Source organism: Salinivibrio sp. SS2 (assembly GCF_001722075.1).
Classification (GTDB): Bacteria; Pseudomonadota; Gammaproteobacteria; order Enterobacterales; family Vibrionaceae; genus Salinivibrio; species Salinivibrio proteolyticus.
This window is the reverse complement of the sequence record NZ_MEBP01000006.1, coordinates 1-10,777: the sequence shown is the minus strand read 5'-3', so window position 1 is coordinate 10,777 and position 10,777 is coordinate 1. Positions and strand designations below refer to the sequence as shown.

The window sequence follows — 10,777 nt, the reverse complement described above, 5'->3', positions numbered from 1 at the left end:
GATTTGATCAACAACGCCGTCTGAGCACACTCAGTGCGGGTGCCTAACTCGGTGTAACACATGGGCGTGCGGGTCATCTGATCTGCCCAGTTCAAACGGGTATAACCGTTAAACGATTGGTTATCGAAGTGAAGCGACAGACTGCCTTCGAGGGGGGCTAAATTGCGAACATACTCGTCATTGTCGTCTTTGCCAGAGATCCAGCCGATCTGACTTTTCGCTTGCCATTGATCGGTAAATGCATAGGCCGCTGATGCCTCAACGCCATACGTTTTTACACCATCAAGGTTTTCATAGCGTTTCTCAAACAGGCCGGTTTCCGCATTAAAACCCTGATCGGCAATATCAATAAACTGGCTAAACCGGTTGTAATATGCCGCGGTATATAAGCGGAGCTTGCCGTCATCATATTTGGCCCCAAGCTCAAAACTATCGCTGGTTTCCGCGTCAAGCGACGGATTGGGCAACACCACAAATGGCGTCACCGGCACAGAGGCGTGGTTAGAGTAGCCATAGCTTTTGTCGTATTCAGGCGCTCGATAACCATGCTTATAACTGAGGTAGGTATTGAACGCGGGCGTCCAGTGATAAGCCACCGAAGCACTGGGCGACACCGCTGCACTGTTATTGTCCGCCACACTCGCCATGCCAATGGCTTGGGGATCGTCTGCGCTTAATCGGTACGCATCAGCACGTAGACCCAGCATGACACGCCACTGCCCGATACTCATTGTGTCTTGCGCATAAACACCTAACGCATAACTCCGTGCTGGCGCGAACGGTTGCGTATCACTCACCGTTACGCCGTTCCAATCGAGAGTCGTTTTCGTCACCGGGCGTTCATGGTAAGCCGTTTCTAACACACCACCGTAAACCAGCGTATGCACCACGTCTCCGCTGATTTGCTCAGCGTTGGCGTCTACCGACCAACCGATTGACTGGTCTTTAAAACGGCGATCATCCAGCACCCGACGTTGCTCATTGATCCCCATGTTCCAGCGAGTCATCAAACGGTTCGTGTTCTGGGTAAAATCGGTATTTCGGTAATAGAGCTTGGTATTGAGAGTTTCTAACCAAGGCTGCTGGGCGTGATATTCACTGCCAAGCCAAAATTGCGTAGTTTCGATTTGTTCGGCTTGATCAAACGTTTTGATATCCCACTTACCGTCAGGTTGAATCGATGCTGTCCCTTCTTGTCGCGATGCATCTTCACGGTAGAGCTTGGCTCGAGCACTTAGCTTCCAACGATCGGAGACATAATGATCCAGACGCAACGACGCACTGCCACCATCCAAAGTACGGTTGTACAAATCTTGCTGGTAATTACGGGTTTCTTCCCCTTCCCAATAGCTCACATCGAGCAACGCACTGGTATCACCATGACGGAGCGCGAGACGACTGCCAACTCGGCCTTTATCACTGAGCTCGCTATAGGTAACTTGCGCGTCGGCGTACAGATCTTTGTTACGGAGGAGATCGTCAGCGCTCAGCGACGTCACGATCACAGCACCGCCTAATGCACCTGAACCGTAACTGGTTGAGCTAGCGCCTTTCACGACTTGGATTTGCTTGGCGCTTGCGATATCAAAGGAATTACGCCCTGCTTTATCATTCAAATCAGCGGCACCGAACCCATCTGCGACTGGAACGCCATCTTCCACAATCAAGATACGGTTACCGGACATGCCGCGAATAGTGATGTTTTGAGGGCGACCCGCTCCGCCTGTCACACTGACACCCGGTTCGTTTGTGAGTGCATCATAGAGCTCGGTGGCGCCCTTTTTTTGGATATCTTCGCCACGATAAATGGCGACCGAACCCGCTGTATCTGACGGTAATTCAGCAAATTTATTGGCCGTGACGACCACCGTCTCAACATGGGAATTGGTCACGCCACCAGAGGTATTCTCCTCGGTGTTGACAGAATTGGCGTGCACGGTGCCAGTAGCCAGTGCCGCCAGCACTGCCACAGAGACAGAAGACAATTTCATTTAATACTCCGGTTAGTTCACACGCTTCAGTTGGTGTAAGAGAAAGGCATAGTCGGTCGCTTGTTGCGTCAGCCCATGACGCGCATCGGCTTGGTGGCCTCGGGAAAAATCCGTCAACAACAAATAAGGGCCCGATCGGGTGCTGGTTGCGGCTAAATGCGAAAGGTATTGCGCCCCCTCCCAAAAAGGCACACGCTGATCGTCCCAGCCGACACGCACCAGCATCGGGGGATAAGGTTTTTGCTGGATGTTGCGCAAAGGATCATAGCCTTGCATAACCTCGCGCTGATCGCTTTGCGCAGGATTGCCCCATTCTTGGTATTGCTGTGCCGTTAACGGCAACGCCGGGTTGGCCATACTGCCCAGCACATCGACAAACGGAACATTGAGGCTAGCGGCAGCAAACGCTGCGGGCGCTTGGTTAAGTGCCGCGGCAATCAAGGTACCGCCAGCGCTTGAGCCCACAGCCGCGACTGCACGCTGCCCGTCTTGATAACGGCCCATCGCTTTGGCGACATCAATAAAATCTTGGATGCCATGCTTTTTATTCATCCCGCTGCCCGCTTGGTGCCATGTTGCACCGTAATAGCCACCGCCACGCACATGCGCAATTGCATAGATGACGCCTCGGTCCATTAGCGAGACAGTTTGCGGCATAAAATACGGCTTCATGGTAAAGCCATACGCGCCATACCCATACAGCACGACTGGCGATGACGGGGTCAGCGCATCTTTGCGGTACGCCAACGTAACCGGAATACGATGCGGCCCAACGTACAAGCGTTCAGAATGATAACGAGATGCATCAAAGTCGGGGTAATGATCGGCACTGACTTCACGACGTGTGCCGGATTTAAGATCCAGCGCTTCCCATCGTGGTGGCTGTACGAGCGACATACTGCGAATAAACAATTGATTGCTAGCATAGTCGCCTCCGCGCGCAAACCAAGCGACCTGCCCTTGTGCCGCCAAAGGCTGCTTAACCACGCGCTCACCGTCCGTATTAAGTAAGATAAACCACTGCTCACCCTCGTACTGTTGGGTGAGGACAATGCCATCTTCGAAAAGGTAAAACGTGTTTAACTCAGCGCCCGGCTCGGCAGCATAAACGACGTGCCAATCATTCGGCGTCGCAACTGCGGTGCGATAAAACTGCTTGGTTCCTTGGTGGTTGCTCAGCATCCATAACGCATCATCCGTCTTGTCGAGATAGTATTCGACATCCGGTTGACGAGCTTTGAGCGGTGCAGACAGGCTGCCATCATTCAGACGAAGTAGACGCTGTTCGGTCGACGATTCATTGTTGACTTGCACAATAGCCGTATCTGTGTGGCTAGCACGGTATACCGACAACAACCAAGCTGGATCGACTTCTTCATACACCAAGCTATCGCCACCGGTAGTGCCTATTTCATGGCGGAACAACTGGCTGGGACGCGCGGTTTTCGCCTCTTTTCCGACATAGTAGAGCTGCTGATTATTCGGCGACCAGATGACAGATGCATCAGCCCCGGTGGCAATAATATCGGCTTGCCCTGATTGGCGGTTGATCAGCACGATGCGGTAGTCTTCCTCACCGTGATTATCCTCGGCAATGGCGAGCCATTGTCCATTGGGACTTAACGACCAAGTCCCTAGCTGGTAATACACATGCTCAGCGGCTCGCGCCTCAATGTTGAGCAATGTCGATGCTTTTTCACTACCTGCTTCTTTTTCGCGAACGGCTTCTTGTTCGCTGACGGCTTTGCGCACACTCAGCACGCGCTCACCATTAACCCGTGTTTGTAAAAACTCGCGACCATCGCGCGCTAACCAAGGTTCGGAACCGGTTTGCGGTGTACGCGCCCATTCACTCAATAGCTCATCACGAAGCGATTGACTCGCCATCAGCGACTGTTGCGCATGCTGATTTTGGCGTTCCAGATATGTCCGAATTTTATCCTGTTGTTGCGTCACATTTTGCAGCCACGAAAATGACGACAACGTACTCGTTTCATCATCGCTATGGCTCAATGGCGACACAAACATAAGCCCGATTAACAGCGCATTCACTAACTTCATGTTATACAAACATTAAATTGGGGGTAAGTTCAGGGCGCGCATCATAGATGCAAATACGATTGAGATCAATTATCATTTGTAATGATCTTTGAGGGAGATCTCATTCAGTCATATTGACTGCAATAAGGCGTTGTTATTTAAGCTGTAACGAGATAAAAGGCGACCATGAAGCGAAAACGACCTATCACCCTACACGCGCCAACTCAAACACTTGGATTGCTGATAATCGTCGCGCTAGTGTGTGTGGGTGTTCATTATTCGTCGCTCGCAGAGACGTGGGTGTGGCGGCGCAGTGCACTTGCTTCAGGCCAAGTATGGCGCGTGATAACCGGCAATTTTATCCATCACAACGTCTTCCATTTACTGACCAACATGACGGGATTAGGCGTATTCGCCCTGATGTTTTATCGCCATATCAGCGCCGGTACGCTGGCTTCGCTGATCTTGTGGCTTGCGTGTGTAGTTGGTCTGGTGATGTGGTGGAGCCCCTATCAGCAATATATGGGTCTATCTGGGGTGTTGTATGGATTATTTATGTTTGGAGGAATAAGCACTATTCACACCCCTAGCGGGAAATGGATTGCCTTAATTACTAGCGTAAAATGTGTGGGAGATGCGCTCGCGGGTCAAGCTCTGCCTATGCGTGCCGCATTGGGTATCGATATTGCTCACCTCGCTCATGCTGGAGGGATCGCCGGGGCGCTGGCCTTTTTTGCCATCAAAAAGCGGATCCAACATCGCACCATATCATCTAAAAACACCGACCTTACACTGTCTTAGTGGTCTGCGACTTTCATTCACCGCCATTTACCGCTATACCTACATCACTCTCGGTTGATAATAGGTGCCTTCTATGAAAGCGACACTGCCAGCACTTACGCTTGCTGCCATATTAATCTCTCCCTCCAGTCAGGCGTTGTTTGGTCAAGGTAATACCACCACGGATGTGATGACCCAAATGGCGACCCAATTTGCGGACGACCAAGCCAGTGAATCGCCGCTTGTACAAGCGATTACCGAGCAAGTGGATGTTAGCCCGACGCAAGCGGCTGGCGGAGCAAGTGCCCTGCTAGCGATGGCGGCGAATCAGCTCTCCGGTAACCAGCAGCAAGAGCTGGCAGGTCTGCGTCCTGATTTATCCTCCCTCTCGTCATTACTGGGTGACAGTGGCATTGGCGATAACATCAGTTCGCTCAAGGGCTTATATAAGGTGGCTGACACACTCGGCATTGATGCGGCCACCTTGCAACAATTTGTACCGATTGTACTCGACTATTTAGGCCAGCAAGGTGCCAGTGAGGGTTTACTGAGCGCGCTAACAGGGCTTTGGCCTTAGTTCTCTTTTTAACGTTTTAATCAACGCGCAGTGCTTAACCGCGCGTTAGTGCGTTCTCTCAAGCAAAACGGATCGAGACACGTTATCATAGCGGCCTTGTTGTTTTAGCCGGTGTGATTATGCCTGCCTTTTCATTGTCCGCGATCCCGATTGGGATCCGCTTTATGCTCCTTTCCGCGTTCGGCTTCGCGGTCATGTCCGCCTGTGTTAAATATGTCAGCCTACATGGTATCCCGCTCTTTGAGATTGTCGCTGCACGGGCGTTGGTGTCGCTTATCATCAGCTACACCGATGTCAAACGAAAAGGCTTGTCGCCCTTTGGCAATAATAAACCGCTACTATTGCTGCGCGGCGTATTAGGGACTGCCGCACTTATGTGCGTGTATTACGCCGTCACCACCCTACCGCTCGCCGAAGCCACTGTATTGCAATACATGCATCCCGTTTTTACTGCGGTGCTTGGATTTATCGTGCTGAAAGAGCGATTACAAGGCGCCACCTTAGTATCCATTGCTCTGTGTTTGGGCGGCCTCTATCTGATGGTTCAACCCAACCTCAATACATCGATCGATAGCGCACTTCCGCCCTTTAGTGTCGCTATCGCATTACTGGGGGCTTTGGGAAGTTCGGTCGCTTACGTGATTGTGCGAAAGCTCAGTCGCAGCGAAGACAGCTCGGTAATCATCCTATACTTCCCGATGGTCGCCCTGCCGGTCTCAATGGTGTTGATGTGGCCAGACTTTGTGATGCCAAGTTTGCCGCTCACATTCTTATTGGTGTTAGTAGGCGTGTTTACTCAAATCGGCCAGTATGGACTCACCAAAGCCATGCAAACACAGCAAGCTGGCGAAGCGTCGGCCTATGCGTATGTGCAAATCGTGTTTTCTACTTTAATTGGGATAGCGGTCTTTCAAGAACTGCCGTCCATGTGGACGTATCTCGGTGGCGGGCTGATTGTGGCGGGCGCATTGTTCAATGCCTTGGGACACCGACTCTTCCGGCGACGTTTGGTGTAGTTCGCGCGTCGCGAGTTTTGTGAGTGACGCGCAAAATGGCCTCTTATGAGGCCATTTTTCTGTTCTTATTACTTTTGCTGTTCAGGCAACTTGATGCATTTCTGCACGCGTTTCCGTCAACGCGTTTATCGCCAAGTTCAGATCTTGCTCTAGGGTATGCAACCAAGCATATCTCTTGGTGTATAAACGTCGTTTACTGCCACTAAGCTGGGTAACATCTTTACGTATTGGCAGCATCGGCAAGGTATACATATATCGATTCAGTGGCATGCCATCATATTCTCGCCAAAGCTCATCATAATCAAACGTCACCACATTCCGCTTAGAAGTGATGTAACGAATCGCTTTATAAATATGGCCTTTATTAGACACCGCGTAGCAGCGCTCGGCACCCATGATACGGCCCAGCATCAGCACCAGCTCTAACATCAAAGCTTTGGTTCGCAATCCATGCGCCGTTTTCGTCAACATTTTAATGATCTGATGACGGTCAGGTACGCTATCACTCGGACCTTGCAAGGCACCGATATAGAGCTCTCGCCCCTCTCGGTTGAAGTGGAACGAAATGCTGTACACGCCTTGCTTGCTCTCCACGTCATACAAGGACAAACCCAGTGCCCCTTCGCGAATTGCACCACGATAAAAACGCACGCCATATTGACGGCCATTATTGGCGGTAAAGCTGACAAGAGGCAGACCCGCGACTGAAAAAATGGTGTTGCAATGACGGCCAAAGGTATTCGCCATAAAACGATAATGGTCATGCAGCATTGCTACCCGCTCAGGCATGCTCAGTGAGACATTGAGGTAAGGTTTAAGCGGTTTAGTGATCACTTCTGGATAGTCAGCCAATACCGGCGCCAAATAGGGCTCGTTAAAGACCTCAATCATGCGTTCCATAATGGTTGGAAATGCCGAACCCAACGCGCAAAAACGCCAGTTTTTGCTCACTACACGCCATCCTTTGCTGTTCGGATAAATTCTTTCAGCCCACTCCACAAGGCTCATTCGATGTTGTTTACTGATATTCATCACAGCCACACCCACTTCATTTTGTCGCATAAAACGCGTTAAAGAAGGCTGACTATAATCAGCAAGTCACAAAAAGGCTGTCGCAAGAATGTACGAGAGTGTCAGAGTTTGTCGGCGGCTACGACAAATAACGTGCCTAAGCTGCCTATGCGGCAGTGAACGATGACAACGTGTATTCCCTAGAGCGCAAATTTTTCTAAGCTGCCTATGCGGCAGTGAACCGCCACTTAACCAGCCTTGACCGCGTCAATCATTTCTAAGCTGCCTATGCGGCAGTGAACGTTATTCAACAGTATGGTCCCGTACGCCTTGTTTTCTAAGCTGCCTATGCGGCAGTGAACCCCATGACGATAAATCTAGGTGGCTCTCGTTATTTCTAAGCTGCCTATGCGGCAGTGAACCCATGTCAGAACCTTAGCCAGATCCGGGGCCATTTCTAAGCTGCCTATGCGGCAGTGAACCATACGGCCCCCAACTAGAGCGCGAGTGCTCTTTTCTAAGCTGCCTATGCGGCAGTGAACAATACCACTCATATTCAGTGCCAAGCGTGGCCTTTCTAAGCTGCCTATGCGGCAGTGAACCCAACGAGTTGCGCGGTGATGTGATATGGAAATTTCTAAGCTGCCTATGCGGCAGTGAACCCTCATCTGACTCTACTAGCCAATTAACTATGTTTCTAAGCTGCCTATGCGGCAGTGAACGATTACGACCGCGCTGATGATCACGTCGGCGATTTCTAAGCTGCCTATGCGGCAGTGAACTGGCAGCGATTAATTCACAACCGAAAATCTACTTTCTAAGCTGCCTATGCGGCAGTGAACATGTGAATTTCATCCTACCCGATGACATCGAATTTCTAAGCTGCCTATGCGGCAGTGAACAAGCTCCTTAGGCATCCACTCCAAATACATGCTTTCTAAGCTGCCTATGCGGCAGTGAACAAGTTTTGGCTTGGTGAGTTTGGTTATTGTATTTTCTAAGCTGCCTATGCGGCAGTGAACTTTTGGTTCATGTTAGCGATTGTCATCGGTGTTTTCTAAGCTGCCTATGCGGCAGTGAACACAATCTTGCCAAATCATCAGGTAGTCAACACTTTCTAAGCTGCCTATGCGGCAGTGAACCGCACGATGGTATTGATGCGATTCCGCGCGAATTTCTAAGCTGCCTATGCGGCAGTGAACCAACGACTATGCCGGAGCCACCATCGGCGGCCTTTCTAAGCTGCCTATGCGGCAGTGAACGTCGATGGCTTGCGTTTTATCGGCCACGTTTTTTTCTAAGCTGCCTATGCGGCAGTGAACCACTCGATGCTGGTGCGGAATTAATCGAGAAATTTCTAAGCTGCCTATGCGGCAGTGAACTTTGGTTTGATAATCATGAGCATTCCCATAAATTTCTAAGCTGCCTATGCGGCAGTGAACTCTGCTCGGCCACATCGATGATTTCGGTTAACTTTCTAAGCTGCCTATGCGGCAGTGAACCCGAAGTCGAAACACTTTCGGGCTCCGATGTATTTCTAAGCTGCCTATGCGGCAGTGAACGTGGTGCAATAGTCACAGTGACTGCCGATAATTTTCTAAGCTGCCTATGCGGCAGTGAACTTTTACCTACCGCTCCGTCCAGTTGTTGAATTTTTCTAAGCTGCCTATGCGGCAGTGAACGAAATCAAGAAAGAGCTTGATGAGATGGAGAATTTCTAAGCTGCCTATGCGGCAGTGAACGGAAGCCCCGGCCGAGGAAGCGCAATTCTTTGTTTCTAAGCTGCCTATGCGGCAGTGAACCTGAACAGCTCCAGCCGTTTAGCGAAAAGCTGTTTCTAAGCTGCCTATGCGGCAGTGAACGGCCTCAGAGCACTGTCATAACCGACCTGAAATTTCTAAGCTGCCTATGCGGCAGTGAACCGAATGGACGCGGGGTTCCGAGAAATCACTCATTTCTAAGCTGCCTATGCGGCAGTGAACGGGATAATCGCGCTAAAACCTTGGTGCTCAAATTTCTAAGCTGCCTATGCGGCAGTGAACTGGGTTCGCCTCGGCGCGTTGCTGCAGTTCGTTTTCTAAGCTGCCTATGCGGCAGTGAACCTAAGCGACTCAGCGGTCGCGATCTGTATAGCTTTCTAAGCTGCCTATGCGGCAGTGAACGAAAGTTGTTACGCGCAAGCCCAAATCGCAAATTTCTAAGCTGCCTATGCGGCAGTGAACTCGGTGTTCGCGAGGCTGTTATCCGATAGTGTTTTCTAAGCTGCCTATGCGGCAGTGAACTATAGAATAACCTAACAATCATCTGTTACAACAGGCCGTTAGGATAAAAATGGCCTTTTACCCTTGTTAAAAGGCGCTTTCCGTAACGCTTTGTATTTATTGCTTATTTTTGAGCGGCCAAAAAAGAAGGGTCACAAGGGTATCAACTTATCACATATGTTGAAGCCGAGCCGTCTTAAGTCACGCCAGATGTGCCAGTTCTAAACATGTTGCAAGGCGCGATATTTTGTCGCATATTAACCAGTGAAGATTTATAAACGAGGTAGTGAATCATGCCAACCAGTGTACGGTTAGATGATGAGTTTGTGTCAGATGTAAAAGTGCATGCAGAAGCTGAAATGCGCTCCGTGCCCAAGCAAATTGAGTACTGGGCAAAAATTGGGAAAATCATGACTGAGAACCCTGATTTACCCTATAGCTTTGTGCAAGAGGCGCTGATTGCATCTGAAGAAGTCAAACTTGGTAAGGTAAAGCGTTATGAGCGACGGACCCCAAAACAATCAGATTGATGTTTTCGTCTCTCGTGTTTTTGAAAAGCAGATGAACAAGTTGTCCGAGGCGCAATGTGAAGTGGTCGAGGACGAGATAGACAGAATCATTGAAGATCCCACGCTTGGCACCCAGAAAAAAGGCGATCTGTCTTATCTTTGGGTGCACAAGTTCAAGCTCGATAGGCAAGAGGTGTTACTTGGCTACGCTTGGATTGAAAACAAACTCGAGCTCTATCTGCTTAATATCAGCTCGCACGAGAATTTCTACGCAACGATGAAAAAGCGTAGAAAAGCGGACTTAAAGATCATCGGCGCGACGCCGAATCGACGCTAGCGGTGTCATTTCTAAAGCTCTAATGGTAGTGTTCAAAAGTCTGTGTCACTCCTATAGTTAACCCTCAATAGGGAGTGATACATCAATGTCCGACAAATACGAAATTGATATTCAAGCTTTTGCTAAGGCACTGCAATCTGGACAAGACCTCAACGGGAAAGATGGACTGCTAACGCCGTTGATTAAACAGATCACCGAAGCTGCTTTGGCTGCTGAGATGGATGAGCACCTGACCAAAGAGGGTCAGCCTAACCG

8 protein-coding genes, 1 pseudogene and 1 CRISPR repeat array are annotated in these 10,777 nt (G+C 50.1%); of the genes and pseudogenes, 6 read left to right on the top strand and 3 right to left on the bottom strand.

Translation table 11 applies throughout. From position 1 onward, the window contains the following. On the bottom strand, positions 1–1,991 hold a 1,991-nt coding region (locus tag BGK46_RS00460; protein ID WP_069586505.1), incomplete at its 3' end, for a TonB-dependent receptor domain-containing protein. Between the two features lie 12 nt (positions 1,992–2,003). Then, a complete protein-coding gene (locus BGK46_RS00455) occupies positions 2,004–4,052 on the bottom strand; it encodes a prolyl oligopeptidase family serine peptidase (RefSeq protein WP_069586504.1) in 2,049 nt (682 codons plus the stop codon). A 165-nt stretch (positions 4,053–4,217) separates the two neighbouring features. Here BGK46_RS00455 and rrtA point away from each other — a divergent pair, with 165 nt between their 5' ends. The 3 genes from rrtA (at position 4,218) to BGK46_RS00440 (ending at position 6,404) form a co-directional block, all read left to right on the top strand. Further along, a complete protein-coding gene (gene rrtA, locus BGK46_RS00450) occupies positions 4,218–4,832 on the top strand; it encodes a rhombosortase (protein ID WP_069586503.1) in 615 nt (204 codons plus the stop codon). Between the two features lie 73 nt (positions 4,833–4,905). Beyond that, on the top strand, positions 4,906–5,388 hold the full coding sequence (locus BGK46_RS00445; RefSeq protein WP_069586502.1) for a DUF2780 domain-containing protein: 483 nt from the start codon (positions 4,906–4,908) through the stop codon (positions 5,386–5,388). Positions 5,389–5,507: 119 nt separating this feature from the next. Next, positions 5,508–6,404, top strand: a complete 897-nt coding sequence (locus BGK46_RS00440; protein ID WP_069586501.1) for a DMT family transporter — start codon at positions 5,508–5,510, stop codon at positions 6,402–6,404. 81 nt (positions 6,405–6,485) lie between these two features. Here the strand turns inward: BGK46_RS00440 and BGK46_RS00435 are convergent, their stop codons facing one another. Beyond that, complete coding sequence (locus BGK46_RS00435) at positions 6,486–7,355, bottom strand: DUF535 family protein (protein WP_175418616.1); 870 nt, start codon at positions 7,353–7,355, stop codon at positions 6,486–6,488. 214 nt (positions 7,356–7,569) lie between these two features. After that, positions 7,570–9,697: direct repeats of the CRISPR family, unit length 28 nt; unit sequence TTTCTAAGCTGCCTATGCGGCAGTGAAC. A 272-nt stretch (positions 9,698–9,969) separates the two neighbouring features. Here BGK46_RS00435 and BGK46_RS00430 point away from each other — a divergent pair. From BGK46_RS00430 to BGK46_RS17280, 3 genes and pseudogenes are all read left to right on the top strand, one after another. After that, positions 9,970–10,206 carry a TA system antitoxin ParD family protein gene (locus tag BGK46_RS00430; protein ID WP_069586499.1) on the top strand — a complete coding sequence of 79 codons (237 nt, stop codon included), beginning with the start codon at positions 9,970–9,972 and terminating at the stop codon, positions 10,204–10,206. Then, entirely contained in the window at positions 10,175–10,522 is a 348-nt protein-coding gene (locus tag BGK46_RS00425; RefSeq protein ID WP_069586498.1) for a type II toxin-antitoxin system RelE/ParE family toxin, read from the top strand. Before BGK46_RS00430 ends, BGK46_RS00425 begins: the two co-directional genes overlap by 32 nt. Before the next feature lie 85 nt (positions 10,523–10,607). Continuing rightward, positions 10,608–10,777 (top strand): annotated as a pseudogene (locus BGK46_RS17280) (IS256 family transposase); the annotation flags it as partial.

Bases quoted from the DNA above. Each gene is read 5' to 3' on its own strand.
- BGK46_RS00445 (WP_069586502.1), top strand. From the start codon at position 4,906: ATGAAAGCGACACTGCCAGCACTTACGCTTGCTGCCATATTAATCTCT.
- rrtA (WP_069586503.1), top strand. From the start codon at position 4,218: ATGAAGCGAAAACGACCTATCACCCTACACGCGCCAACTCAAACACTT.
- BGK46_RS00430 (WP_069586499.1), top strand. From the start codon at position 9,970: ATGCCAACCAGTGTACGGTTAGATGATGAGTTTGTGTCAGATGTAAAA.
- BGK46_RS00440 (WP_069586501.1), top strand. From the start codon at position 5,508: ATGCCTGCCTTTTCATTGTCCGCGATCCCGATTGGGATCCGCTTTATG.
- BGK46_RS00455 (WP_069586504.1), bottom strand. From the start codon at position 4,052: ATGAAGTTAGTGAATGCGCTGTTAATCGGGCTTATGTTTGTGTCGCCA.
- BGK46_RS00425 (WP_069586498.1), top strand. From the start codon at position 10,175: ATGAGCGACGGACCCCAAAACAATCAGATTGATGTTTTCGTCTCTCGT.